The sequence below is a fragment of the Methylophilus rhizosphaerae genome (assembly GCF_900100975.1).
Taxonomy (GTDB): Bacteria; Pseudomonadota; Gammaproteobacteria; order Burkholderiales; family Methylophilaceae; genus Methylophilus; species Methylophilus rhizosphaerae.
In genome coordinates, this window is the sequence record NZ_FNFX01000005.1 from 219,630 (window position 1) to 246,384 (window position 26,755).

28 protein-coding genes and 1 tRNA gene are annotated in these 26,755 nt (G+C 51.0%); 16 read left to right on the forward strand and 13 right to left on the reverse strand.

The genetic code is table 11. The features are described from left to right. Window positions 1–114 precede the first annotated feature (114 nt). The 8 genes from BLP53_RS12855 to BLP53_RS12890 all read left to right on the forward strand — a co-directional run bounded on the left by BLP53_RS12855 (window position 115) and on the right by BLP53_RS12890 (window position 8,865). Complete coding sequence (locus BLP53_RS12855; protein WP_091472793.1) at window positions 115–741, forward strand: TetR family transcriptional regulator; 627 nt, start codon at window positions 115–117, stop codon at window positions 739–741. A gap of 93 nt (window positions 742–834) precedes the next feature. Beyond that, complete coding sequence (gene dusB / locus BLP53_RS12860) at window positions 835–1,875, forward strand: tRNA dihydrouridine synthase DusB (protein WP_091472796.1); 1,041 nt, start codon at window positions 835–837, stop codon at window positions 1,873–1,875. Beyond that, window positions 1,875–2,111 carry a helix-turn-helix domain-containing protein gene (locus BLP53_RS12865; RefSeq protein WP_091472800.1) on the forward strand — a complete coding sequence of 79 codons (237 nt, stop codon included), beginning with the start codon at window positions 1,875–1,877 and terminating at the stop codon, window positions 2,109–2,111. Before dusB ends, BLP53_RS12865 begins: the two co-directional genes overlap by 1 nt. A 75-nt stretch (window positions 2,112–2,186) precedes the next feature. Further along, complete coding sequence (purH, locus tag BLP53_RS12870; RefSeq protein WP_091472803.1) at window positions 2,187–3,791, forward strand: bifunctional phosphoribosylaminoimidazolecarboxamide formyltransferase/IMP cyclohydrolase; 1,605 nt, start codon at window positions 2,187–2,189, stop codon at window positions 3,789–3,791. 98 nt (window positions 3,792–3,889) lie between these two features. Then, entirely contained in the window at window positions 3,890–5,161 is a 1,272-nt protein-coding gene (purD, locus tag BLP53_RS12875) for a phosphoribosylamine--glycine ligase (protein WP_091472806.1), read from the forward strand. Window positions 5,162–5,168: 7 nt separating this feature from the next. Next, complete coding sequence (gene hemF / locus BLP53_RS12880) at window positions 5,169–6,083, forward strand: oxygen-dependent coproporphyrinogen oxidase (RefSeq protein ID WP_091472811.1); 915 nt, start codon at window positions 5,169–5,171, stop codon at window positions 6,081–6,083. Between the two features lie 2 nt (window positions 6,084–6,085). After that, window positions 6,086–7,390 (forward strand): M18 family aminopeptidase, encoded by a 1,305-nt coding sequence (locus BLP53_RS12885; RefSeq protein ID WP_091472813.1) that lies wholly within the window; start codon window positions 6,086–6,088, stop codon window positions 7,388–7,390. 71 nt (window positions 7,391–7,461) lie between these two features. Continuing rightward, window positions 7,462–8,865 carry an amino acid permease gene (locus tag BLP53_RS12890; RefSeq protein ID WP_091472816.1) on the forward strand — a complete coding sequence of 468 codons (1,404 nt, stop codon included), beginning with the start codon at window positions 7,462–7,464 and terminating at the stop codon, window positions 8,863–8,865. Window positions 8,866–8,925: 60 nt separating this feature from the next. Here BLP53_RS12890 and BLP53_RS12895 read toward each other — a convergent pair whose 3' ends face one another. From BLP53_RS12895 to BLP53_RS12915, 5 genes are all read right to left on the reverse strand, one after another. Further along, window positions 8,926–9,249, reverse strand: a complete 324-nt coding sequence (locus BLP53_RS12895) for a c-type cytochrome (RefSeq protein ID WP_091472818.1) — start codon at window positions 9,247–9,249, stop codon at window positions 8,926–8,928. 215 nt (window positions 9,250–9,464) lie between these two features. Then, a complete protein-coding gene (locus tag BLP53_RS12900; protein WP_091472822.1) occupies window positions 9,465–10,400 on the reverse strand; it encodes a D-hexose-6-phosphate mutarotase in 936 nt (311 codons plus the stop codon). Further along, window positions 10,397–12,256 carry a dihydroxy-acid dehydratase gene (ilvD, locus tag BLP53_RS12905; RefSeq protein ID WP_091472827.1) on the reverse strand — a complete coding sequence of 620 codons (1,860 nt, stop codon included), beginning with the start codon at window positions 12,254–12,256 and terminating at the stop codon, window positions 10,397–10,399. The genes BLP53_RS12900 and ilvD overlap by 4 nt, the downstream gene beginning before the upstream one ends. A gap of 168 nt (window positions 12,257–12,424) precedes the next feature. Further along, entirely contained in the window at window positions 12,425–12,613 is a 189-nt protein-coding gene (locus BLP53_RS12910; protein WP_091472832.1) for a YbdD/YjiX family protein, read from the reverse strand. Beyond that, entirely contained in the window at window positions 12,610–14,676 is a 2,067-nt protein-coding gene (locus tag BLP53_RS12915) for a carbon starvation CstA family protein (protein WP_091472836.1), read from the reverse strand. The genes BLP53_RS12910 and BLP53_RS12915 overlap by 4 nt, the downstream gene beginning before the upstream one ends. A 255-nt stretch (window positions 14,677–14,931) precedes the next feature. Between BLP53_RS12915 and BLP53_RS12920 the strand changes: the two genes are divergently transcribed. Together BLP53_RS12920 and BLP53_RS12925 are read left to right on the forward strand one after the other, a co-directional pair. After that, complete coding sequence (locus BLP53_RS12920; RefSeq protein ID WP_091472838.1) at window positions 14,932–15,144, forward strand: ANTAR domain-containing protein; 213 nt, start codon at window positions 14,932–14,934, stop codon at window positions 15,142–15,144. An 88-nt stretch (window positions 15,145–15,232) separates the two neighbouring features. Further along, window positions 15,233–15,308, forward strand: a tRNA-Val gene (locus tag BLP53_RS12925). A gap of 18 nt (window positions 15,309–15,326) precedes the next feature. Here BLP53_RS12925 and radC read toward each other — a convergent pair. Next, the gene (gene radC / locus BLP53_RS12930; RefSeq protein ID WP_091472842.1) at window positions 15,327–16,001 is read right to left on the reverse strand and encodes a RadC family protein; all 675 of its coding nucleotides are present in this window, start codon (window positions 15,999–16,001) and stop codon (window positions 15,327–15,329) included. A gap of 134 nt (window positions 16,002–16,135) precedes the next feature. On the opposite strand from radC, the gene coaBC reads away from it, so the two are divergent. From coaBC to rpmG, 5 genes are all read left to right on the forward strand, one after another. After that, the gene (gene coaBC / locus BLP53_RS12935) at window positions 16,136–17,344 is read left to right on the forward strand and encodes a bifunctional phosphopantothenoylcysteine decarboxylase/phosphopantothenate--cysteine ligase CoaBC (protein ID WP_091472844.1); all 1,209 of its coding nucleotides are present in this window, start codon (window positions 16,136–16,138) and stop codon (window positions 17,342–17,344) included. A 93-nt stretch (window positions 17,345–17,437) separates the two neighbouring features. Next, window positions 17,438–19,516, forward strand: coding sequence for a TonB-dependent receptor family protein (locus tag BLP53_RS12940; protein ID WP_091472848.1), 2,079 nt, complete (start codon window positions 17,438–17,440; stop codon window positions 19,514–19,516). Window positions 19,517–19,636: 120 nt separating this feature from the next. Further along, window positions 19,637–20,089 carry a dUTP diphosphatase gene (dut, locus tag BLP53_RS12945; protein WP_091472851.1) on the forward strand — a complete coding sequence of 151 codons (453 nt, stop codon included), beginning with the start codon at window positions 19,637–19,639 and terminating at the stop codon, window positions 20,087–20,089. 94 nt (window positions 20,090–20,183) lie between these two features. Further along, window positions 20,184–20,420, forward strand: coding sequence for a 50S ribosomal protein L28 (gene rpmB, locus BLP53_RS12950; protein WP_091472854.1), 237 nt, complete (start codon window positions 20,184–20,186; stop codon window positions 20,418–20,420). Between the two features lie 32 nt (window positions 20,421–20,452). Beyond that, window positions 20,453–20,608 (forward strand): 50S ribosomal protein L33, encoded by a 156-nt coding sequence (rpmG, locus tag BLP53_RS12955; protein ID WP_013441158.1) that lies wholly within the window; start codon window positions 20,453–20,455, stop codon window positions 20,606–20,608. A 68-nt stretch (window positions 20,609–20,676) separates the two neighbouring features. Here rpmG and BLP53_RS12960 read toward each other — a convergent pair whose 3' ends face one another. Both BLP53_RS12960 and mgtE read right to left on the reverse strand, forming a co-directional pair. Further along, window positions 20,677–21,966, reverse strand: coding sequence for a mechanosensitive ion channel family protein (locus BLP53_RS12960; protein WP_245652858.1), 1,290 nt, complete (start codon window positions 21,964–21,966; stop codon window positions 20,677–20,679). Window positions 21,967–21,973: 7 nt separating this feature from the next. Beyond that, on the reverse strand, window positions 21,974–23,431 hold the full coding sequence (mgtE, locus tag BLP53_RS12965; RefSeq protein ID WP_091472861.1) for a magnesium transporter: 1,458 nt from the start codon (window positions 23,429–23,431) through the stop codon (window positions 21,974–21,976). Window positions 23,432–23,509: 78 nt separating this feature from the next. Between mgtE and BLP53_RS12970 the strand changes: the two genes are divergently transcribed. Continuing rightward, window positions 23,510–23,752 carry a glutaredoxin family protein gene (locus tag BLP53_RS12970; RefSeq protein ID WP_091472864.1) on the forward strand — a complete coding sequence of 81 codons (243 nt, stop codon included), beginning with the start codon at window positions 23,510–23,512 and terminating at the stop codon, window positions 23,750–23,752. 65 nt (window positions 23,753–23,817) lie between these two features. On the opposite strand, the gene rplQ is transcribed toward BLP53_RS12970, so the two are convergent. From rplQ to rpsM, 5 genes are read right to left on the reverse strand one after another with little or no spacing between them, the layout of a single operon-like run. Next, entirely contained in the window at window positions 23,818–24,204 is a 387-nt protein-coding gene (rplQ, locus tag BLP53_RS12975; RefSeq protein WP_091472867.1) for a 50S ribosomal protein L17, read from the reverse strand. A 32-nt stretch (window positions 24,205–24,236) separates the two neighbouring features. Continuing rightward, window positions 24,237–25,223 (reverse strand): DNA-directed RNA polymerase subunit alpha, encoded by a 987-nt coding sequence (locus BLP53_RS12980; RefSeq protein ID WP_091472870.1) that lies wholly within the window; start codon window positions 25,221–25,223, stop codon window positions 24,237–24,239. Window positions 25,224–25,279: 56 nt separating this feature from the next. Next, window positions 25,280–25,909, reverse strand: coding sequence for a 30S ribosomal protein S4 (gene rpsD / locus BLP53_RS12985; RefSeq protein ID WP_091472872.1), 630 nt, complete (start codon window positions 25,907–25,909; stop codon window positions 25,280–25,282). A 45-nt stretch (window positions 25,910–25,954) separates the two neighbouring features. Further along, complete coding sequence (gene rpsK, locus BLP53_RS12990; protein WP_018986256.1) at window positions 25,955–26,344, reverse strand: 30S ribosomal protein S11; 390 nt, start codon at window positions 26,342–26,344, stop codon at window positions 25,955–25,957. Window positions 26,345–26,382: 38 nt separating this feature from the next. Further along, window positions 26,383–26,745 carry a 30S ribosomal protein S13 gene (gene rpsM / locus BLP53_RS12995; protein ID WP_091472875.1) on the reverse strand — a complete coding sequence of 121 codons (363 nt, stop codon included), beginning with the start codon at window positions 26,743–26,745 and terminating at the stop codon, window positions 26,383–26,385. Between the last annotated feature and the right edge of the window lie 10 nt (window positions 26,746–26,755).

Below are 26,755 nucleotides of genomic sequence, written 5' to 3' on the forward strand. Positions count from 1 at the left end.
TATACAAACAGGAATGTATGTAAATGGGTTTCGCAAAAAATTCATATTTCCGGTTGGCATATTGGCAGCCCCACACACCGACTGTTACGACATTGAAGGAGTAATACTTTAACCATGGTACGCAAAACCAAAGAAGACGCCGCCATTACCCGCCAGCGCATTATTTGCGCAGCGCGTGAAGTGTTTCTGCAAAAAGGCGTCAGCCGCACCAGCCTGGAGCATATTGCCTCTCACGCGGGTGTAACACGCGGGGCCGTCTACTGGCATTTTGCCAACAAGGCAGAACTGTTTTATGCCATGCGTGAAGAGATTTACCTGCCCTTAATCGACCGCATGGACGGTGTCTTGCTGGGCAACCCTGACGGCAGCCACATCGCCCCGCTGGAGCGCATTCGCAACCATTTGCAAGTCACTATCCAAATGCTGGACCAGGACCAGACCATGCGCGAAACCTACGAAGTCATGATGACCAAATGCGAGTACGTAGATGAATTTGCCGATGTGTTGAAATCCATTCTAACCAATTGCAACAGCTTAGTACATAAACTGGAGCAAACCTACGCCAAAGCCCAGGAGCTGGGGCACGTCGACACGCGACTGACTGCAGCAGAACTGGCGCTGGATACTCATCTTTTTTTCTCAGGCTTGCTACACATGTGGGTCAAGGACACGGAAGGCTCTTTATTCCGTGACCGCGCCGCGCAACTGATAGATGCCCACATTAACCTGCGTAAAAAATAAGCAAAAACCCACCTAAACAATTCCCTCTCGTTCGATTTGCAGTTAAAATAGTCAGTCTTTTCACTGACTTATCAGCCGTGGCTGATTCCTACCATGCAAATCGGATCGCATCAATTAAAAAATAATCTAGTCGTCGCCCCCATGGCAGGCGTGACAGATCGTCCATTCCGCATGCTATGCAAAAAAATGGGCGCCGGCCTGGCTGTATCTGAAATGGTGACGTCCAATTCATTACTTTACGGCAGTGAAAAAACCAAACGCCGTGCCAACCACGAAGGTGAAGTCAGTCCGATTTCAGTGCAGATTGCCGGCGCCGAGCCAGCCATGATGGCTGAAGCGGCACAACATAATGTAGATAACGGTGCCCAGATTATTGATATCAACATGGGTTGCCCGGCCAAGAAAATCTGTAACGTGATGGCCGGTTCTGCCCTGCTCAGGGACGAGCCGCTGGTTTCACAAATCCTGAAAGCCGTGGTCAACGCCGTGGATGTGCCGGTCACCCTGAAAATCCGCACCGGTTGGGACAGGCAAAATAAAAACGCCATCATGATTGCCAGAATGGCCGAAGACATCGGCGTGCAGGCATTGACGATTCATGGCCGCACCCGTAACGATTTATATAATGGTGATGCCGAATATGACACCATCGCCGCCGTGAAACAGGCCATCAGCATTCCATTGATTGCCAACGGTGACATCACCACGCCGGAAAAAGCCAGATTTGTCCTTGATTACACCAAGGCCGATGCCGTGATGATAGGCCGTGCCGCGCAGGGCCGCCCATGGATTTTCCGTGAAACCGAGCATTTCCTGAAAACCGGCGAGCATATGCTGCCTCCCACCGTTGATGAAATTCACCAGGTCATGCTGGAACACCTGCATGATTTATATACCTTTTATGGCGACCTGACCGGCATGCGCGTCGCACGCAAGCATATTTCCTGGTACACCAAAGGCCTGGCTGGCTCTGCGGCTTTCCGCCACAATATGAACACCCTGCAAACCATAGAACTGCAGTTGCAAGCCATCAATGACTTTTTTGCCGAGCTCAAAGCTAAAAACGACAGGCTGGTCTATGTAGACAACATGGCAGACCCCGAAGAAGAAACTGACCAGGAGCTGGCCGCATAATGCAAACCGATGGCAAACTAAGCCTCGCCATCCGCGAGTCGCTGGACGATTATTTCACCCATCTGGATGGCCAGCCGCCGCATGCCATTTACGACATGGTGCTCGGTTGCGTTGAAAAACCCATGCTGGAGTATGTGCTGAACAAGGTCGGGGGCAATCAGAGCAAAGCGGCCGACATGCTGGGCATCAACCGGAACACCCTAAGAAAAAAAATGGCCGTTTACGGCCTAGAGTAAGCAATCTCCTGCCCGGAACTCATCCTCCCGGTAACCGAATTTTATTATCAGGCAACTCCATCTCATTTAAATACCATGACAATCAAACGCGCCCTTATCAGTGTTTCAGATAAAACCGGTGTGCTGGAACTGGCACAATCCTTACATCAACTCGGGGTAGAAATCCTGTCTACCGGCGGTACCGCCAAACTGTTCCGGGATCACCAGATTCCGGTCAAGGAAGTCAGCGACTTCACCGGCTTCCCGGAAATGCTGGATGGCCGCGTCAAAACCCTGCACCCCAAAGTACATGGTGGCTTGTTAGGCCGCCGTGATCTGCCGGAGCACGTCGCCGCCATGCAAGCGTATGGCATCGAGAACATTGACCTGCTGGCAGTGAACCTGTATCCGTTTGAGGCCACCGTTGCCAAAGCCGACTGCACTTTGGAAGACGCCATTGAAAACATCGATATCGGCGGCCCGGCCATGGTGCGCTCTGCTGCCAAAAACTGGAATGATGTGGCCGTGTTAACCGATGCAGCGCAATACGCGGAAGTAGTCCGTGAGTTGCAAGCCAACAATGGCAGCGTGTCCAAGGCGACGCGTTTCAAATTGTCTGTCGCCGCCTTTAACCGTATTGCACAATATGATGCCGCGATCAGCAACTACCTGTCTGCGATTGATTTCACTGAAACCGAAACGGCGGGCAAACCTGTCTTGAGCCAGTTCCCGGGCCAGATGAACAGCAGCTTTGTCAAAGTGCAGGATTTACGCTATGGCGAAAACAGCCACCAGCAAGCGGCCTTCTACCGCGACCTCTACCCGGCGCCCGGCAGCCTGGCAACAGCCCAACAACTGCAAGGTAAAGAGTTAAGCTATAACAATATCGCTGATGCCGATGCCGCCTGGGAAGCCGTGAAATCCTTTAGCGGCCCGGCTTGCGTGATAGTCAAACATGCCAATCCATGCGGTGTAGCCGTTGGTATCAATGCGCTAGAGTCCTACAGCAAAGCGTTTAAAACTGATCCAACCTCAGCCTTCGGCGGCATTATTGCCTTCAACTGCACACTGGACGGCACGGCAGCCGAAGCCGTTTCCAAGCAATTTGTAGAAGTCCTGATTGCACCGGACTTCACCCCGGAAGCCCTGGCGATTTTCAGTGCCAAGGCCAATGTACGTGTCCTGAAGATTACACTGCCACAAGGCGGCAATACTGCCTGGGAGCAAGGCCGCAATGCCGTGGACTCCAAGCGTGTCGGTTCAGGCATTCTGCTGCAATCCGCGGACAACCATGATATGCAACTGGCAGACCTGAAAGTGGTCACCAAACGCCAGCCGACACCACAGCAAATGCAGGACCTGCTGTTTGCCTGGAATGTCGCCAAATACGTAAAATCCAATGCCATCGTGTTCTGCGGTAACGGCATGACGCTGGGGGTAGGTGCAGGCCAGATGAGCCGCGTTGACAGTACCAAGATTGCCGCCATCAAGGCCCAGAATGCCGGCTTGAGTTTACAGGATTCCGTCGTGGCTTCAGACGCCTTCTTCCCATTCCGTGACGGTGTCGATGTACTGGCTGACGCTGGTGCCAGCTGCGTGATCCATCCGGGTGGCAGCATGCGTGACGAAGAAGTCATCGCTGCCGCAGACGAGCGTGGTTTGGCCATGGTGGTGACGGGTATCCGTCACTTTAGACATTAAATTTATCCGCCGGACACGCAGATAAACGCCGATAACAACAAAGCCTACGCTGGTTTAAGCGGCGATCAATAATATTCAATATTTAAGGTAAATGATTAATGAAAATCCTGGTCATTGGTAGCGGCGGCCGCGAGCACGCGCTGGCATGGAAAGTGGCACAAAACAAAGAGGTCAGCCGCGTGTATGTCGCGCCAGGCAATGCAGGCACGGCCACCAACCCGGAGATGGTGAATGTACCGATTACCAAAATAGAGGAGCTGGTGAAATTTGCCGAAGACGAACAAATTGCACTGACTATCGTTGGCCCTGAAGCACCGCTCTCACAGGGTGTAGTCGATGCCTTCCGCGCCTCGGACCTGAAAATCTTTGGCCCGACCAAGGCGGCGGCCCAGCTGGAAAGCTCCAAGGACTTTGCCAAGGCGTTCATGTACCGCCACAACATCCCAACGGCCAAATACCAGACCTTTAGCGATGTGACCGAAGCACATGCCTATATTGATGCCAACGGCGCCCCTATCGTGATTAAAGCAGATGGCCTGGCAGCAGGTAAAGGCGTCGTGGTCGCAATGACGCTGGAAGAAGCGCATGCAGCCGTCGATGCCATGCTGGCAGACAACAAGCTGGGCGATGCCGGCGCACGTGTGGTGATTGAAGAGTTCCTGCAAGGCGAAGAAGCCAGTTTCATGGTCATGGTCGATGGCAAAAACATCCTGCCACTGGCCACCAGCCAGGATCACAAACGCCTGCTGGATGCAGACCTGGGCCCGAATACTGGCGGCATGGGCGCATACTCGCCCGCACCGGTGGTGACGCCGGAGATCCACGCCAAAGCCATGCGTGAAATCATCATTCCAACCGTGGAAGGCATGGCCAAAGATGGTATTCCTTACACCGGCTTTTTATATGCCGGCCTGATGATTACGCCTGAAGGTGAAATCAAGACACTGGAATTCAACTGCCGCATGGGTGATCCGGAAACGCAACCTATCATGATGCGCCTGAAGTCCGACCTGGTTGGCCTGGCTGAGCATGCCGTCAACGGCACACTGGACCAAGCGACGGCTGAATGGGACAGGCGCTTTGCCCTGGGCGTGGTGATGGCCAGTGCCAATTATCCCGAAACACCAAAATTGGGCGATGAAATTACCGGCCTGTCAGCCAATGTACAGGATGGTCATGTGTTTCATGCCGGGACCACACTGAAAGATGGCAAAGTCGTCACCAGCGGGGGGCGCGTACTCTGTGTGACCGCATTGGGTGAATCCGTGAAGTTTGCACAACAGGCGGCTTATCAATTGATAGAACACATCCAGTTTGAAGGCGCGCAATATCGTAAGGATATTGGCTATCGTGCAGTCAAGAACTCATAATCAGCACATGACAGGTCATATCCAACCACAAGCGGTTTATGATTACCTGCAAGGGTTGCAGGCACGTATCGTCGAAGCAGTCGAACTGGCTGATGGCAAGCACTTTTTGCAGGATAGCTGGCAAAGACCGGAAGGTGGCGGCGGTAATTCCTGCATGCTGGAAAACGGCCATGTGTTCGAGCGTGCCGGTATCGGTTTTTCCCATGTGCTGGGCAATAAATTGCCACCTGCGGCCAGTGTTGCACACCCGGAAGCCGCCGGCAGGCCATGGGAGGCCATGGGCGTATCGCTGGTATTCCATCCGCACAACCCTTACGTGCCCACCGTGCATATGAATGTGCGCTTCTTCGTGGCAAAAGCACAACATGCAGGAGAGCAGGATATCTGGTGGTTTGGCGGTGGCATGGATCTCACGCCCTATTACGGCGATGCAGAGGATTGCACACATTTTCACCGCGTCAACAAAGAAGCGCTGGCACCATTTGGAGCGCACTATTACCCGACGTTCAAGCAAGCCTGCGATGAATATTTCTTCCTCAAGCACCGCCAGGAGCCGCGTGGCATAGGCGGTGTGTTTTTTGATGACTTCAGTGAATTGGGGTTTGAGCAAAGTTTTGCCCTGCAACGTGCGATTGGCGATGCGTTCCTGCAAGCCTACCTGCCCATCGTGCAGCGCCGGAAAAGCCAGGCCTATGGCGAGCGTGAGCGCGATTTCCAGGCCTATCGCCGTGGTCGCTATGTCGAATTCAACCTGATTTTTGATCGTGGCACCATCTTCGGTTTGCAATCCAACGGCCGTACCGAGTCCATCCTGCTGTCCATGCCGCCCATCGTCAAATGGCGTTATGACTGGAGGCCGGAAACCGGCAGCCCGGAAGCGAAGCTTTACACCGACTTTTTGATCGAGAAAGACTGGGTTTAACCATGCAGATATCAATAGAAGCCAGACAACGCGCCCAGGCCCTGCTGGATTTTATTGATGCCAGCCCCAGTCCGTGGCATGCGGTCGCCCATGTTAAAAACACACTAGCGGCGCAAGGGTTCCAGGCGCTCGACGAACGTGATGCCTGGCAAACGCAGCCAGGCGGCAAATATTTTGTAGTACGCGATGGCGGTTCCATCATTGCATTTGTGCGAGGCCACGGTGCCATAGCAGCGAACGGATTCCGCATTACTGGCGCGCATACCGACTCGCCCGGCCTGCGCCTGAAACCCAAAGCCGCTTACAGTACAGAAGGCATCGGCCAGTTAGGCGTAGAAGTATATGGTGGCCCGATTCTGGCCACCTTTACCGATAGGGACCTGAGCCTGGCTGGTCGCGTGACCGTCAAAACAGCCACCGGATTGAATACCCACCTCATCAAACTGGCGCAGCCGGTTGCCCGCCTGCCTAACCTTGCCATCCATATGAACCGCGAGGTCAATGAAAAAGGCCTGGCCCTTAACAAGCAGACCGGTTTGCCACTGATTTTTGGGCATGCCCTCGATAGCGAGATGGCCAGACAATTATTATCCAATACGCTAGCCGACACATTGCAGATTTCCGCCAGCGATATTCTCAGCTGGGATCTGGCCTTGTATGACACGCAAGCCGGCAGTTTCTGGGGCATAGCGCAAGAATTTATTGCCGATAGCCAGCTGGACAACCTGGCTTCCTGCCATGCGGCACTGGAAGCGCTTATCAGCACCGAAAAGCCGCAGGCGACCTGTATTTGTGCTTTATTCGATCATGAAGAAGTCGGTTCGGAAAGCGCCACCGGTGCAGGTGGCAGCTTCTTGCTGGATGTGATGACACGGCTCTGCCACGCCGAGCAACTGACGGAAGAAGACAAACTGCGCAGTTACGCGCAAAGCTTTTTTATCAGCGCCGATATGGCGCATGCCTTCCATCCCAATCATGCCGGCAGCTACGAGCCTTGCCATCATGTACAGGTAAACCAGGGGCCAGTGATTAAAACCAATGCCAATCAGCGCTACAGCACCGATGCCATCACGGCTGCACGGTTTATGCAGCTGTGCAAGCAAGCCGGCGTGCCATATCAGCAATATGCGCATCGCACCGACCTGGGGTGTGGCAGCACCATAGGTCCGATCATGGCGGCGCAACTGGGCATTGCCACCGTGGATGTCGGCAACCCGATGTGGGCCATGCACAGCATACGCGAAAGCGGCGGCGTGCTGGACCACAGTTACATGATTGCCGCGCTGCAGCAACATTACCGCAGTTAATTCATCTCTCCCGCCATTGACGCTGGTACAACGATTGCTTTACCCTTGTAGTACAAGGGGAGAAACAAAGCATGTTGAAACAAATACTGCGCAAAAAACCTATTCAACCACATGCGCATACCGGCTTGAAAAAATGTTTAACCGCGTTTGACCTGGCATTACTCGGCATTGGCGGGGCCATCGGCACCGGCATTTTCGTACTGACCGGTATTGCTGCGGCAACACAATCTGGCCCTGCGGTGGTCATTTCATTCATCATTGCTGGCATCGCAGCAGGTTTTGCTGCCTTATCCTACGCTGAACTATCTTCTTCTGTTGGTGGCTCAGGCAGTGCCTACGGTTATAGCTATATTGCATTTGGTGAATTCACCGCCTGGATGATGGGCTGGATGCTGTTACTGGAATATGGCGTCGGGGCTGCTGCGGTCGCCAATGGCTGGGCTGGTTACTTCGTGAATACCGCCACCAATCTTGGCTTCCATATGCCCGAACATTTAACCAAAGCACCCGTGCTTGGCGGTAGCATCAATCTCCCCGCATTTGCCATCATATGGATTCTGACCTTGCTGCTGATGGTCGGTGTCAAAGCCAGTGCACGTGCCAACAATATCATGGTGATTATCAAGCTATCGACCATTGTCACGTTTATCCTGCTTTCGATTGGCCATATCAATACAGATAACTGGCAACCGTTTACGCCTTTTGGCTGGTTTGAGACGCTGGATAATGGCAAAAATATTGGTGTGTTGGCTGGCGCATCACTGGTCTTTTTTGCTTACTTTGGCTTTGATGCGGTATCAACGGCGGCGGAAGAATGCAAGAACCCGCAACGCGACCTGCCAATTGGCCTGATTGCCTCGCTACTGTTTTGCACCATCATTTATATTATTGTCTCGGGCACACTGACAGGTGTTGTACCTTATACCGAACTCAACACCTCATCACCAGTGGCCTATGCGTTAACCAAGCTGGGGTATCACTGGTCATCTACACTGGTCGCAACCGGCGTGATTGCCGGATTAATTACAGTGTTACTGGTATTGCTCTATGGCCTGACCCGTATCCTGTTCGCCATGAGCCGTGATGGTCTGATCTCACCCGTGTTTTCCGAAGTGAACCCTGACCGTCAGACACCTAGCAAAATCATTCTGATGTGCGGCATTGTAGTCTCTATCGTGGCCGGGTTTATCCCGCTTGGCGAACTGGCTGAAACAGTCAATATCGGCACGCTGGCCAGTTTTATTATGGTTTGCATAGGCGTCATACGTTTACGGGTAACGCATCCAAACCTGGAGCGCCCGTTCAAGAATCCCTTTAATCCATTGATTCCAATCGCAGGAGTGATCGCGTGCGGCGGCTTGATGTCATTTTTGCCAGCAGAAACCTGGCACCGTTTTATCAGCTGGGCAATCGTAGGCGTGGTGTTCTATTTTGTTTATTCAATACATCACAGCAACTTGCGTAGCTCAAGCTGAGTCGCATGAATAGAAAAGCCGACTCGAAAGTCGGCTTTATCATTTACAGCTGGGCTGAAATTACAGGGACAACACCCATTCAACGATGGTTTTGATGTCTTCGTCTTTCACTTGCGGGCTGTTAGCCGGCATAGGAATATTACCCCACACGCCACTACCACCGGCTTTCACTTTAGCAATCAATTTGCCTTCAGCGGTTTTATCGCCTTTGTATTTTGCCGCGACGTCCTTGTAGGCCGGGCCTAATACTTTGGCATCAACGCTGTGACAAGCCAGACAGCCACTTTTTTGTGCCAGCGCTTTGGCTGCTGCTGCGTCAACAGCATGTGCCGGGCCGGCCATCAGCAGGGTAGCTGCCGCGATTGCAGAGAATAAAACTTTCATGTGCACTCCTTGAATATCTTTGAAATAATCGTATACAACCCCAAAATGCAAATTTTATTGCATGTGGCATCTTACCTGACCACTGAAATTCCACAATAGCGCCAAAGTGAATTTTAGTAAGGCAAATCGAATTAATTTCAACGGTACTGATATTTTACCAACAAGCTAGAAACGCATGAATTTCGCATGCGTTGACAGTGCTGTGGAATAATCGTTTAGAGTGTTTCGATAGAGTATTCTGCGCTCAGCGTATGTTTACGGCCCGGGTTAATCACCACCATATTATCCAGTGCATTGGTGGTCTCCACACAGATGGTTTTACGCCACTCATCTGCGGTGCCCATATCGCCCATGGAGCCCGCTTTCTCTGCACCGGGGTTCCATACCACAGTGGCATCACTGCCTGACTTCGCAATATGGATAATGCGGTTATAGCCGCTATCATGAATGGCACAATCCGCGCTATGGTTGACATAGACTCTATCGTACTCTTTGCCGTCAAACGCCAAGGCGTTGTGCTCAACATTGCGTTCATATCTCAACAACTTGTCCATATAGACACAATCCTGCATGCCGGTGATATGGATATTGGAAATATCACTGACATTGAAGTATGTGTGGAAGGCTTCGCCAATCACAAACGGATGCTCGGCCAAATTGGTAGTCGCCATATCAATACGCAAGCGACGCCCAATGGTAATCGTGAGTGTCAATTCGTAGGGATAAGATAACTGGCGTTGCGCTTCCGGCGTCTGCTGCATTTCCAGGATAATGCGCGTAGCGCCTGTCTGTGTCGCATCAATGTCCATGACGCGCCACGGAATCACGCGTGCAAAGCCGTGCGGGCATAAGGTGCTGTCCGTCGGGTGCGCACCAAACCAGGGCCAGCAGATCGGGGTACCGCCGCGAATGGAACGACCTTTGATATAGCGGGCGTTGCTGGATAACCACAGCACTGGATCAGATAGGAACTTGGGTTGCCATTGCATGACATGCGCGCCTTGCAGCGCAATCTTGCCGGTTGCCAGCGGATTATCAATTTCAAGATATTGCAGCCCGTTTTCATCCTGCAACTGGCTCACATGCGCATGCAACTGCATGCGCTTCGTCATTTCGGGTTGACCATGCTGCAAGGTTGCTTCAACGGTCATTTATGTCCCCTTTCGATTTGCGATACGTCTCTGACAGCGCCTTTTGCAGCACTGGTACTCATGGCGGCATAGGCACGCAAGGCAGGTGAAACCACACGTTCGCGGCTCAACGGCTTCCAGGCATCATTGCCTTTGGCCTCCATATTGCTGCGGCGATGGGCCATTTCCTCATCGCTGATCGCCAGGTGGATAGTACGGTTTGGAATATCGATTTCAATCGTATCGCCTTCCTGCACCAGCCCAATCGCGCCACCTTCTGCCGCTTCCGGTGAAGCATGGCCGATACTCAAGCCCGACGTACCGCCAGAAAAACGGCCATCGGTCAGCAAGGCACAGGCTTTGCCCAGGCCTTTTGATTTGAGGTAAGAGGTCGGGTACAGCATTTCCTGCATGCCAGGACCGCCACGCGGACCTTCATACCGGATCACAACCACATCACCCGCCACCACTTCATCCGCCAGGATGCTTGCAACGGCAGCATCCTGGCTTTCGTAGACACGTGCCCGGCCAGTAAATTTCAGGATGCTGTCATCCACACCGGCAGTTTTCACAATACAGCCATCCAGCGCGATATTGCCGTACAACACGGCCAGGCCACCATCCTGCGAATAGGCATGTGCCTTGTCACGGATACAACCGTTTTCACGGTCGTCATCCAGCGACGGCCACAGCATGCTCTGGCTGAAAGCAATTGTCGTCGAAATCCCGCCAGGCGCGGCGCGGTAAAACTTCTTCACCTCTTCATCTTGCGTGGTAACGATGTCCCACTTGGCGAGCGCTTCACCCATGTTCGCGCTATGGATGGTAGGCACATTGGTATGAATCACACCGGCACGATTGAGTTCCGCCAGGATGCCCATCACGCCGCCGGCGCGGTGTACATCTTCCATGTGATATTTGCTGGTCGCAGGCGCAACTTTGGATACACACGGCACCTGCCGTGAGATACGGTCAATATCTTTCATGGTGAAATCAACCCCTGCCTCATGCGCGGCAGCCAGCAGATGCAATACGGTATTGGTAGATCCCCCCATGGCGACATCCAGACTCATGGCATTTTCAAACGCGCGCATGGTCGCGATATTGCGTGGCAGTACAGAGTAATCATCCTGTTCGTAATGGCGTTTGGCCAGTTCCACAATCAGGCGGCCTGCCTGCAGGAACAATTGCTTGCGTGCGGCATGGGTTGCCAATGTGGAACCGTTGCCGGGCAAGCTCAGGCCCAATGCCTCGGTCAGGCAGTTCATGGAGTTGGCGGTAAACATACCGGAACAGGAACCACAGGTTGGGCAGGCAGAACGCTCAACCTCCGCCACTTCTGCATCACTGACATGACTGTCCGCCGCTTCAACCATGGCATCGACCAGATCCAGCTTGCGCACCTCGCCCTGCCAGTTGACCTTACCGGCTTCCATCGGGCCGCCGGATACGAATACAACAGGGATGTTCAGGCGCAACGCAGCCATCAACATGCCGGGCGTGATTTTGTCACAGTTGGAAATACACACCAGGGCATCTGCACAGTGCGCATTGACCATGTACTCCACACTGTCCGCAATCAGGTCACGGCTGGGCAGACTGTACAACATACCGCTGTGGCCCATGGCAATGCCATCATCCACCGCGATGGTATTGAATTCCTTGGCAACACCACCCGCTTTTTCAATTTCACGCGCGACTAACTGCCCGAGGTCTTTTAAGTGCACGTGCCCCGGCACAAACTGAGTAAAGGAGTTGGCAATCGCAATAATCGGTTTGGAAAAATCTTCATCTTTCATGCCGGTGGCACGCCAAAGCGCACGGGCACCAGCCATGTTACGACCTTGGGTGGTCGTGTGGGAGCGGTATTTAGGCATCTGAAATCTGGGGAGTTATCGTTAAAGTATTATTTTAACTGAATACGCACGGCCATGCGTGCCTGAAACAGGTTTGTTACATTCGTGAATCGGCATTAAAAATGACATCTGTTAGTCTATGCCATGCATCAGTATCGAAACCGGAACACTAACTAAGGCGCACAGCGACTAACAACAGCGCTTAACGCCTTGCCACTTCTCATCCTGCCATTGCCTGAAAAACTCTGCGCGCGACAAAGGTGGCGTATCTGTTTCGCCTGCATGATGCTCGGCATAATGTGCCAGGTAACGTTCATACATATCGTCCCCGGATAATTGCCGTACATGCTGCCAGCATTGCCTGAACCAGTTCATCATACAGCCCCTTTTTCCAGGCGGGTCGCTACATAGCCGGCCTCAGTGAGCGGCAATACCGGTTTGCCGGACAAATAGCGGCGACTCATATTCAGCATATCCAGTACAACAACCCACAGCACAATCACAAAAAATGCAGTCAGCCAGGCATCCAACTGCTGGTTGAAAATCAATTGCGGCGCCACCGCCGCCTTTTCAGGCGGCAACACGCCTGCAGCCAGCTTTTGTGACAAATCACTGGCCGCCGCAAAAAACCCGACCCGCACGTCAGCGCTGAAGATTTTTTCATAAGCGGCAGTGGTGGTAATCAGCAGCAACCACAGCAATGGCAAACCGGTCACCCATGCCTTGCTGGCCTTGCCCGATTTAATCAGGATACCCGTGCCTATCGACAAGGCAATGGCTGCCAGCATCTGGTTGGAAATACCAAACAGCGGCCACAGGATATTCACACCACCATTCGGGTCAATCACACCGATGTAAAGGAAATACCCCCAACCTGCCACCACCAGCGCACTGGTGAAAATCACGGACGGCGTATAAGAGGTTTCGCCCAGCTTGGGATGAAGGTTACCCAGCATATCCTGCAACATGAAGCGGCCTACACGGGTACCGGCATCCAGGGTTGTCAGGATAAAAATGGCTTCAAACATGATAGCAAAGTGATACCACAGCGCCAGCAGGTGCTCACCGAACACACTGCCTAATATGCTGGCCATACCCACCGCCAGGCTGGGTGCGCCGCCAGTGCGTGCAAACAGGGTACTTTCGCCCATGACACTCGCCAGATGCTGCATTTGCTCAACCGTGACCTGGTAACCCCAACTGCTAATGGTATTCACCGCATCCAGTGCCTCTTTACCCACCACGCCCGCCGGACTGTTAATCGCAAAAAATACGCCGGGCTCCAGAATCGTCGCAGCGATCATGGCCATGATCGCTACAAAGCTTTCCAGCAGCATGGCACCGTAGCCAATGGTGCGGATATCACGCTCACTGGTCATCAGCTTGGGCGTGGTGCCGCTAGCGATCAAGGCATGAAAACCGGAAATCGCTCCGCAGGCAATGGTGATAAACACAAACGGGAACACTTTGCCGCCGAAAATCGGGCCAGTACCATCAATAAACGGGGTAATGGCCGGCATATGGATATCCGGGCGCAACCACAGAATGGCAATCGCCAGCACCAGCACTGTCCCCAGCTTCATAAAGGTGGACAGGTAATCGCGTGGCGCCAGCAGCAACCACACCGGCAACACTGCTGCTGCAAAGCCGTAGGCAATCACACCAAACGCCAGCGGCAAACCCTCGTGGTCAAACAATGCGGCCAATACCGGATGATGATCCACCCAGCCACCCATCACCACCGATGCCAGCAGCAGAATCACACCCAGCAATGATGCTTCCAGCACCCGCCCGGGACGCAGATGGCGCATATAGACACCTACCAGCATGGCAATCGGGATCGTCGCCGCCACGGTAGAGGTTCCCCAGGGGCTGTGTTTCATGGCATTCACTACCACCAGGCCAAGAACCGCAATCAGAATAATCATGATGATAAAAGTCCCGAACAGGGCCGCCATGCCACCTATGGCCCCGATCTCGTCACGTGCCATCTGCCCCAGACTGCGCCCATCGCGCCGCGTGGAGAGGAATAATGTCACCATATCCTGTACCGCCCCGCCCAATACAGCGCCTATCAATATCCACAAGGTACCCGGCAAATAACCAAACTGTGCCGCCAGTGTGGGTCCCACCAGCGGGCCGGGGCCGGCAATGGCGGCAAAATGGTGCCCGAAGACCACCCAGCGATTCGTCGGCACATAGTCGCGGCCATTATTCAGGCGCTCGGCAGGCGTTGCCCGTGTCGCGTCCACGCTCAGGACACTGGCGGCGATCCAGGCTGCATAAAAACGATATGCAATCACATACACACAAATAGCCGCTGCCAGCAACCATAACGCGTTGAGCGCTTCTCCCCTCGCCAATGCCACTTGTGCAAAGGCAAATACTCCCAGCAATGTCACGCCGGACCAACCGGCACGCCCCCAAAGACCCTTTATCATGATTCACTTCTTTCTGCTTTCTAATTATTGGCACTGTAGCAAAAAAGCGGGGCTGAACGCAAAAACACCTCTGGCCATCTGGGGCGCCGGCACTACCATGGTGCATCCCTGCCCTGCCGTATCTCCGTTCAATTCAGGGCAGCCTCTTAATTAAACCTTATCAATCATGATGTTAAAACTCAGCTCCTTTGTGGCATACGAATTGCTAATTCTGGATAGACAGTTAACCATTTCACCTTTTGTGTAATGAGCGCCATGCCCGAACTCCCAATGACCATGCCATCAGCCAAGCTAAGCCAGGAAGAGCAGAAACTGGTAGAGCGTGCCAGAAACATTCTGATGCACCAACGCGACTTAACCGAGACGCAGGCATATTCACTGTTATCAGAAATGGCGGATAAGCGTAAAACCGGTATGGTGGCCATGTCGCGGCAACTTATCAGCCTCACCAGTCACTTGACCGCCTGAAAGTTTGCCGGAAAAGAACGAGACTTCCCGGGAAACCCCTTGCAAGAAAAAAACGCTTCTGTATAATGCGCGCTTCGTTACAAGGCACGGGTGCTTAGCTCAGTTGGTAGAGCGTCGCCCTTACAAGGCGAATGTCAGCGGTTCGACCCCGTTAGCACCCACCACTCCTCCCTGCCTGATTATCAAATCAATCCCTGCTCGCTGAATGAAAATGTGTCTTGGCCGGCCACAATGATGTGATCCAGCACCTTTACATCAACCAGGTTCAATGATTCCTTTAATGTTTGCGTGAGCTGCTCGTCTGCCCGGCTCGGCGCTACGGCTCCTCCCGGATGGTTATGGCTCAGGATCACAGCTGCCGCATTCAGCGCCAGCGCACGTTTCACCACCTCCCGCGGATAAACACTGGTTTGCATCAGACTACCTTCAAACAATTTCTCGTAGGCGATCAAGCGATTTTGTGCGTCCAGGAACATAATCCCGAAAACCTCTTTCGGCAAATGCGACAATTGCAGTTTTAAATAAGCTTTCACCTGCGCGGGAGAATTGAAATTGTCTTCCAGGCGCAACGTTTCACCCAGCGCCCGCTTGCTCATTTCCAGCACCGCCTGCAGTTGAGAATATTTACTGATGCCCATGCCATGCACTTGCTGCATATCCGCAATACTGGCGGAAAAAATCCCGTTCAGGCTCTGGAAATGCCGTAACAAATCACGCGCCAGATCCACGGCTGTTTTACCCGTCACGCCCACCCGTAAAAAGATGGCCAACAATTCTGCATCCGAAAGCGCTACCGCGCCTGCCCGCAACAGTTTTTCGCGCGGACGTTCCCGTTCCGGCCAGTCAGTGATTGCCATACCATCTCCTTATTCAATGAGTTAACCTGTCATACCCGCGCAAAGGTAATACGCAAAAATTATCATATATTAACACTATTAAAGAAACAGCAGCCAATCGGCCACTGTCCCGGCTTTACAGTTAAAATATCTGCATGAATAGCACGCACTTATCCTCTCGCCATTTGCTTGTCGGCGTTACCGGCGGCATCGCTGCCTATAAAACGGCCGAGTTGATCCGCCTGCTCATCAAACAAGGCTATACCGTACAAGTGGTGATGACAGAGGCCGCCACGCACTTCATCACGCCAATAACATTACAGGCGCTGTCAGGCAACCCGGTCTTTATTGATGGCTGGGATCAGCGCATTGCCAATGCCATGCCGCATATAGAACTCAGCCGCCAGGCAGATGCGATTCTGGTGGCACCTGCCAGCGCTGACTTTATCGCTAAACTGGCGCATGGTTTTGCCAACGATCTCCTCTCTACCTTATGTCTCGCACGTGAGTGCCCACTTCTGGTAGCACCAGCCATGAACCGGCAAATGTGGGAAAATCCGGCCACTCAACGCAATCTTGCGCAGCTACGCACAGATCAAGTGATCTTGCTGGGCCCCGATAGCGGCGAACAGGCGTGCGGTGAAGTGGGGCAAGGCAGGATGCTGGAACCGGCAACTCTTCTGGAAGGCGTGCAAGCGCACTTCACTCCCAAGCTGCTTGTAGGCAAAAAAATACTGATTACTGCAGGCGCCACCATGGAAATGCTCGACCCAGTACGTGGCATCACCAATCTGAGCAGTGGGAAAATGGGCTTTGCACTCGCGAAAGTGGCCATGCACATGGGGGCAGAAGTGACTTTGGTGTATGGCCACACAACTGCCGCTCAACCTCTTGTGACACACGCGTTCCACGCAAGCGCTGCGAGTGAGATGCATGCAACGGTCATGCACCATATCGCAGACCAGGATATTTTTATTGGCGTTGCGGCGGTGGCAGACTACAGTCCAGTGCTGACTGCCGAGCAGAAAATCAAGAAAAGTGAAGAAACCCTCACCATTCAACTCAAAAGAAATAGGGATATTTTGGCAGAGGTGGCCGCTTTGCCTGACCCGCCCTATTGTGTGGGATTTGCAGCCGAAACAGAACAGGTCCTGGAGCATGCCAGGCACAAACGACTAGCAAAAAGAATTCCAGTGATTATTGCTAACAAGGCCAACACCGCCTTAGGCAGCGACAACAACAGCGTCACCATTATTGATGAAACAGGTGAGTACCCACTCTCCTCAGCGGACAAAACCAGTATTGCATCAAAAATCTTGACCCATCTCTACCAACACTTAAGCTCATTTAACAATAACAAGTAATTAGCCAGTATTTTCATGAAAATACTGAGTGGCTCTACCTTACAAACAACTTACAATCGCCGCATTTCACTTTAAGTTAGTAATAAATATTATATGCACGCTTTTGTATTCCGTCTGACGCCAATATGTTTGGCAATTTCATCTGCTTTTGCTGGTTTCTCTGTGGCTGAGGCCGAAGAAGAAAGAAGCCTCACACTTTCACCTGTGGTAGTGACCGCTACTCGCCAGGCGCAAAACAGTTTTGACCTGCCCATTGCCATTGATGTGGTTGAGCAAAAAGATATTCAAGATGGTCAGTTGCAAATGAATCTGTCTGAAAGTTTGATTCGTGTGCCTGGCCTGACCGCACAAAGCCGAACACAACAGGCACAAGATCCTCAAATTTCCAGTCGCGGCTTCGGCTCCCGATCATCTTTTGGTGTGCGTGGGATTCGCGTATATGTGGACGGTATCCCACTCACAATGCCTGACGGTCAAGGCCAACCCGGGGTGGTTGATTTATCAGCCATAAAAAGTATAGAAGTCATGCGCGGCCCATTCTCATCACTTTATGGCAACTCGTCAGGCGGCGTGATTCAGATGTTCACTGAAGATGCACCGGCCACACCGGTAATTGGCGCAACCACAATGTTTGGTAGCTACAACACCAAGCGTGAAATTCTGGAAGCTGCGGGTCAACTGGAAGGCTTGGAATACTCGCTCAATGTGTCCAACTTTGACTCAGATGGTTATCGCGACCATAGTAAAAGTAACAAGCAAATGGCTACTGCCAAATTTAAATTCAACCTGACAGACGATACAAAAATAACCACCCTGGTTAACTGGTTTGATCAGTATGCCCAGGACCCAGGTGGCCTAACCAAAGCCGATGTTGCAAATGACAGGAAAGGGGTTGTCTCTGCTACGCTTAATGCGAACACGCGGGTTTCGCGCAACCATACACAAGTAGGCTTTAACTTAGAGCATATTATTAATGCAAATAATTCAATCAACCTGATTACCTATGTTGGCACACGTGAAAACAATCAGATTCTTGCCACGAACGCCACTGGAACCAACGCCCGTTCAAGTCAAATTTCCAGGGAGTTTTATGGCTCGGATTTACGCTGGGATAACAAAGGTGAAATAGCAGGCAAACAATACAACATTAGTTTAGGCATGAACTATGGCAAATCCACTGATGCCAGAAGAGATACGAATATCCAAGGCACCGGATTAGGTCCGAACCGCATCGAAGACAATATCGTTGATAATTTTGATCAATACATTCAGGGAAAACTTTCCTTAACTGATAATGTTGATATCCACGCAGGTGCTCGTCATACAAAAGTCACGCTAAAAGTAGATGACTCCCTCACTCCACCAGACAACAGCGGTTCTGTGGACTACCAAAAAACCACTCCCGTTTTTGGTGCCACCTGGAAAGTCACACCAACTTTTAACTTGTATGCCAATTATGGTAAAGGGTTTGAAACGCCAACTTTTATTGAAGCGGCTTACAACAGCACAGCCCCTTCCGCGACACCCAACCTGAGCTTAAAACCGAGTGAAAGCAATAATTTTGAAGTAGGCGCAAAGGCATACATTAGTGATGCATCATTACTGACCTTAAGTGCTTTTAGGATTACTACGCAAGATGAGCTTGTTGTTTCGGCAAACAGTAATGGCCGCTCAGTATATGCCAATGCAAACAACACCAGACGATATGGCACCGAGATCTCTCTAGACACGAGATATGACAATAACATCACCACTTATTTTGCGTATTCATTCCTCGATGCGAAATATAGTTCATCTTATGTAGGCAATAACGGTCTCATTCAGTCAGGCAACTACATCCCTGGCACATATCGCAACCAGCTATATGGTGAAGTGGCCTGGAAATATCAACCGCTGGGCTTCTACACGGCCTTGGAAGGGAGATATAACAGCAAAGTATATGTGGACGATATTAACTCTCAAAACGCTTCCTCCTATACTATCTTTAATGCCCGCGTTGGATTTGAACAGAATCTGGCTCACTGGCGCTTTAAGGAATATATTCGATTAGACAATATATTCGATCGTGAATATATAGGAGCTGTACGCGTAAATGATACAAACCTACGCTTCTACGAACCAGCCACCGGGCGCAATTATCTGGTTGGTATCAGTGGGCAATACCAGTTCTAAACAACGTTTATTTACAAAGCCAGCAAATGCTGGCTTTTTTATTTTCAGGTCGATAACTACGTCTAGTGATTTTCACCCTTATTTAGTGTTTAATAACGCAATATTTTTGGAGCAAGTTGTATGTCCATTACTGTAGACCTCAAGATTCTTGACCCTCGCCTACATCACCTGATGCCTTCATATGCAACACAAGGGTCGGCTGGGCTGGATTTACGCGCCTGTATCGAGCATACACAGACCATACAGCCAGGTGAGACCGTGATGATTCCTACCGGCATGGCGATTCATATCGACAATGCCTATTATGCTGCGCTGATCCTGCCGCGTTCCGGACTGGGTCATAAGCATGGCATTGTACTGGGCAACCTGGTCGGGCTGATTGATTCGGACTATCAGGGGCAATTGCTGGTTTCTTGCTGGAACCGCAGCAAAGAGCCATTTATCCTGAATCCGATGGAGCGCATTGCGCAGATGGTGATTGTGCCAGTAGTACAGGCAGATTTTCACCTGGTGGACGAATTCACAGTCAGTGAACGCGGTGAGGGCGGTTTCGGCAGTACGGGAAAACATTAATCCATTAAAAAGCACAATAATTGCTTGATTTAATGTTAGATTCCATTTTATAATCTCGCTCTTTCTGAAAAGATCAAAGTATTTGGAGACAACCATGGCACGTGTATGTCAGGTAACCGGTAAAAAACCGATGGTGGGCAACAATGTTTCTCACGCACAAAACAAAACAAAACGCCGTTTCTTGCCTAACTTGCAAAACCGTAAGTTTTGGGTTGAGAGCGAAAACCGCTGGGTAAGCCTGCGCATCACCAACGCTGCTTTGCGTACTATCGACAAAAACGGTATTGACGCTGTGTTGGCTGACCTGCGTGCAGCTGGCGAAAAAATCTAACTCGCGACATTTAGTCTGCAAAGGATATTATCATGCGTGAAAAAATCAAATTGGAATCCAGTGCTGGTACAGGTCATTTCTATACCACTACTAAAAACAAACGTACCATGCCAGAGAAAATGGAGATCAAGAAATTTGACCCAGTGGCTCGCAAGCATGTGATGTACAAAGAAACTAAATTGAAATAATTTCAGTTTCAAGTGAAGTAAAAAAGCCTGCAGATGCAGGCTTTTTTATTATCACAACTCCCCTCAGCTTATACTGCTGGCGTAGCGCCTGACGCGGCAACGATACGCACATCGCGGGTTGGGTATGGAATCTCGATATTATTGGCTTTAAAGCGCTGCCAGATGGCATAGTAAATCTCGCTTTGCAACTTGGAAGACCCTTCTTCCGGATCTGCTACCCAAACAGAGAGTTGCAGATCAATACCACTCTCGCCGAATGATTTAATAATCACATCGACAGCCGAACCATCTTTGATCGTACGCTGATGCGCAGCCCCAATCTCCTTTAACAACCGCATGGCCACATCCAGGTCACTGTCATAAGATATCTGGATAGGAATAGGAATCTTGGCCTTGTGCGCCGCCGAAGTGTGGTTAATCACCACATCGGTAATCATGGTCTCATTGGGGATGATGACTTCGGTTCCATCAAGCTTGCGCAATACCATATAGCGTGAGCGCAACTCTTTCACAATGCCATAATGGCTGCTGATGGTGACGATATCTCCCATATGCAGGGATTTATCCATCAGGATAATAAAACCGCTGACATAGTTGCTGGCAATCTTCTGCAAGCCGAACCCCAGGCCCACACCCAGGGCACCACCAAATACCGACAGCATGGTGACATCAATACCGACCACCGCCATCGACATCAGCAAGGCAATGACAATCGCCACCATACGCACCATCTTCACCATGATGACGCGCCAGTTACTATTGATATTGCTGGAAGCCATCAAGCGCAGCTCTATCATGCGACTCAACCACAACGCGATCAGCATGGTGACCACAATGGTCAGGCCGCCCTGTAACAACAATAACAAATTGAGCTTTTGCTTACCGACGGTGAATTGCACGTCTTCAAGCACTTGCAGCACCGGATTCAGGAAGCCGCTGATATGCAATGCCACCACCACCCACACGGTCCAGGCAATCACTCGCTCAAATGAGTGTAGCCAGGCGCTAGGCGAAAATACATAACGCAGGACATAGGCAATACTGCGAATAATGACCATGGCCAGCAGCATGCGTGCTCCCAGGCGCAACAGCCCTACGTGCATCCAGTTTTCCAGGGAATAACGTGCGATCACTAACATCAGGAAAGCGGAAAACGGAAAAAACAACCGCTCCACGCCTCCCAGCAACATTTTATAAACGGTGTTGACCTTGCCGGCAAGAATCTGCCTGCGCAGATGCAAGTTAAGCAAACCACTGATAGCCAGAATTGCGCCAATGACCAGCAACTGCCAGAGGGCGGCAGTCGTATTGAAATCCTGGGCAATTTCCTTCCAGAGAATATTGATATCGTGATCCATTATTTATCTATAACAAAAAGAGGGTTGCCAAACCGAGAAAGATAAGAAAGCCACCACTATCGGTAATGGCGGTAATCAGGACACTGGAACCCACTGCCGGATCCCGGTCCAACTTGTTCATGACTAAAGGAATCACCACGCCAATGATCGCGGCCAGCAATAAATTCAGTGTCATGGCAGACATCATGACCACGCCAAGTGCCGCATTCTTATATAACAGATACGCAATCATGCCTAACACACTGCCCCATACCAGTCCGTTGAGTAGCGCCACACCCATTTCCTTTTTCAGCAACGCCTTCATGTGGTAACCCGAAATCTGCCCCAATGCCAGACCACGCACAATCATGGTGGTGGTCTGGTTACCCGAATTACCACCTATCCCGGCCACAATAGGCATCAGGGCAGCCAATGCAACAATCTTCTCGATACTGCCTTCAAACAACCCGATTACACGTGAAGCGACCAAAGCCGTTACCAGGTTAATAGCCAGCCATGCCCACCGGTTCTGTACCGACTTCCAGATGGAAGCGAAAAAATCTTCCTCTTCGCGCAAACCAGCCAGAGACAGCATATCCGCTTCGGCTTCTTCACGGATAATATCCATGACCGTATCCACCGTGATACGTCCGACCAGCTTGCGGTTATTATCAACAACCGGCGCCGTCACCAGGTCATAACGCTCAAACGCCATCGCAGCCTGATCAGACATATCTTCCGGGTGGAATACCACGGCATCCGTTGACATGATGTCGCCAACACGGGTTTCAGGATCGTTCAGGATAATACGCTTGAGTGGCAATACGCCTTGCAGGATATCGTCACGATTAATGACGAACAATTTATCGGTATGATCGGGAAATTTGGGCAGGCGACGCAAATAGCGCAGTACCACTTCCAGCGTGATATCGTCACGGATGGTCACGATATCAAAGTCCATAATCGCACCCACGGTATCTTCGGGGTAAGACAACGCAGATTGCAAACGCTCGCGATGCTGCGTATCCAGGCTGTACATCAGGTCCTGCAACACGTCTTTTGGCAGGTCAGGGGCCAGATCCGCCAGTTCATCGGTATTCAGCTGTTCGGCCGCAGCGAGCAGTTCCTCGCTGTCCATGTCTGCAATCAACGTCTGGCGTACCGCATCCGAAACTTCCAGCAGGATTTCACCATCCCGCTCGGCCTTGACCAGGTCCCATACCATCAGCCGGTCATCCAGACGCAATGACTCAAGAATATAGGCAACGTCAGCCGGGTGTAACTGATCCAGCTTATGTTGCAGGGCGCTCAGGTTTTGCTTGTGAACCAGGGACTCGACTAGCTCATGGTTCGGCATATCCTGCCTGTGCACGACATGCTCCACCAGCTTGTGCTTATCCAGTAACTGAATGACCTGTTGCAGTGTTTCGCCCAGGCTCTCCTTGCTTTCAGTTACTCTCTCATCATGTTCACGAATTTCAGTCATGCATTTTCCAATGTTGAGCAGGAATTATTGTTTGCAGGTAATATTGTACAAAGCGTTGATGACACTACCTAGTAATTTATGCGACAGCCATTGATTTTATACGGCACCTTGGGTTGCCACTTGTGCGAGAAGGCGGCGCATGTTCTGCAGTCGCTGGCACTCCCATATCAAACCGTTGATATTATTGATGACAATGTCTTGCTGGAGAGGTTTGGCACAAGCATTCCGGTATTGCGGCGGTCCGCAGCACAGAGTGTGCCGGATGCTTATTTATATTGGCCATTCAGCGCAACACAGGTGGTTGAGTGGTTAAGCTATTGAAATCACAATATTGAAAAGCAAAAAAGCCAGCAATGCTGGCTTTTTTGTAGCGACAGTCTCAGGAATTACTCTGCTGCTGGCGTATCTGCTACTTCCGGACGATCAACCAGTTCAACGAATGCCATAGGGGCATTATCGCCATTACGGAAACCGCATTTCAGAATACGCAGGTAACCACCGTTGCGCGCATTGTAACGTGGACCCAGTTCACCGAACAGTTTGCCCACGATATCACGGTCACGCAGACGGCTAAATGCCAGACGGCGGTTTGCCAGAGTCGGCGTTTTACCCAGAGTGATCAGAGGTTCTGCATATTTACGCAGTTCTTTTGCCTTGGGCAAAGTGGTTTTGATCACTTCGTGACGCAGCAAAGAGGCCACCATGTTGCGGAACATGGCAGCGCGGTGGCTGCTGGTTCTGTTCAATTTACGATTGCTATTACCGTGACGCATAGTAATTCCTTAAGTATTTATCTTATTAGAAATTAAGCTTTTTCCAAGCCAACAGGTGGCCAGTTTTCCAGCTTCATTCCCAGTGTCAACCCTTTGGAGGCCAACACATCTTTAATTTCATTCAGTGATTTTCTACCCAGGTTAGGGGCTTTCAGCAATTCGTTTTCAGTACGCTGAATCAAATCACCGATGTAGAAAATGTTTTCTGCTTTGAGGCAGTTGGCAGAACGTACTGTCAATTCCAGATCATCTACTGGGCGTAACAGGATAGGATCTACCTGTGGAGCTGCTTTCACTTCTACGTCTGCGGAAGCACCTTCCAGATTCGCAAATACGGATAACTGGCCAATCAAGATACGGGCCGCATCACGGATAGCCTGCTCTGGCTCGATAATGCCGTTGGTTTCAACGTCCATAATCAGTTTGTCCAAGTCAGTACGCTGCTCAACACGTGCGCTCTCAACATGATAGCTCACTTTGTTGATCGGGCTGAAAGAAGCATCCACCATCATAAAGCCCAATACGCGATCCTCATCGTTGGCCTTCTGGCGTGCAGGAACAGGCTGGTAACCACGACCCATTTCCACTTTGATTTCCAGATTCAGCTTACCGCCCTTGGTGATATGTGCAATCACATGATTTGGATTAACGATTTCAGCATCATGGCCAACTTCGAAATCACCCGCAGTGACAACACCTTCACCAGACTTGTTCAATACCAGAATCGTCTCGGTTTTATTGTGCAGCTTCAACGCTACACCTTTCAGGTTCAGCAAGATGTCGACAACATCTTCCTGTACACCTTCGATAGTGGAGTATTCATGTACCACACCATCAATTTTTACTTCAGTAATGGCATAACCCGGAATGGAAGACAGCAACACTCTTCTTAAAGCGTTACCTAAAGTGTAACCAAAACCGCGCTCCATTGGCTCTAAAGTCACACGTGCACGCAAAGGTGTAATCACCTCAACATCAACCACACGTGGCTTCAAATATTCTGTAGGGCTATTTTGCATATAATTCCTTGAAGTAATTGGGTATAAACAAATAAACCTTAGCCTAAACTAAGTGCTTACTTAGAATACAACTCAACAATCAATGATTCATTGATAGTGGCAGGCAACTCATCACGCTGAGGTTTTACCTTGAACTTACCACTCAATGCCTTGATGTCGACTTCCAACCACTCAGGAAAGCCGCGCTGATCAGCCGCTTCAACAGCCGCTTTAATACGCAACTGTGATTTAGCCTTGTCAGCCACACTGATCACATCACCCGCTTTTACTTGATAAGACGGAATGTTCACACGTTTGCCATTCACCAAAATAGCATTATGACGTACTACCTGGCGCGCTTCCGAACGAGAACCTGCCAAACCCATACGGTATGCCACGTTGTCCAGACGGGATTCCAGTAACTGCAACAAGCTTTCACCGGTAATACCCTTTTGACGATCAGCTTCAGCATAGTAAGTACGGAACTGACCTTCCAGTACACCATAGATACGACGCACTTTTTGCTTTTCACGCAATTGCACACCGTAGTCTGACAGGCGGGCATTACGGCGCTGACCGTGCTGGCCTGGTGCAAAGTTGCGCTTTTCGATAGCGCATTTGTCTGTAAAGCATTTTTCAGCTTTCAGAAACAGCTTTTCACCTTCCCGACGGCACTGACGGCATTTAGGATCTAAATTTCTAGCCAAGATTGTTCTCCAGTAATCGGCTTGCCTGATGCAAACCGAAAAGAATTAAATTCTGCGTTTTTTCGGTGGACGGCAGCCGTTGTGTGGTACTGGCGTTACGTCAGTAATGCTGGTGATCTTGAAACCGGCAGCATTCAATGCACGCACGGCGGATTCACGGCCTGGGCCTGGGCCCTTGATACGCACTTCCAGGTTCTTCACACCGGATTCCTGAGCAGCTTTACCAGCCACTTCAGAAGCCACCTGCGCAGCGAACGGCGTACTCTTACGTGAACCTTTAAAGCCCTGGCCGCCGGAAGTAGCCCATGACAACGCATTGCCCTGACGATCGGTAATCGTAATAATCGTGTTGTTAAAAGAAGCGTGCACGTGAGCAATGCCCTCGGCAATGTTCTTTTTCACTTTTTTTCTAACGCGTACATTAGCTTTTGCCATGTTGTACTGTCCTTAATATCTACTAATGTTCAAAAAGATTATTTAGCTTGCTTGATGGCTTTAACAGGACCCTTACGCGTACGCGCATTGGTCTTGGTGCGCTGTCCGCGCACAGGCAAACCACGGCGATGACGGATACCGCGATAGCAACCCAAGTCCATCAAACGCTTGATGTTCATGGTCACTTCACGACGCAAGTCGCCTTCAACAGTAAACTTGGCCACTTCGTCACGCAACTTTTCTACTTCTGCATCGCTCAGGTCTTTAACCTTCACTGTCGTCAAAACGCCAGCTGCTGCACAGATTTTCTGTGCAGTGTTACGGCCGATACCGTAAATAGAGGTTAAAGCAATTTCTGCATGTTTGTGGTTTGGGATATTCACCCCGGCAATACGAGCCATACTTAAACTC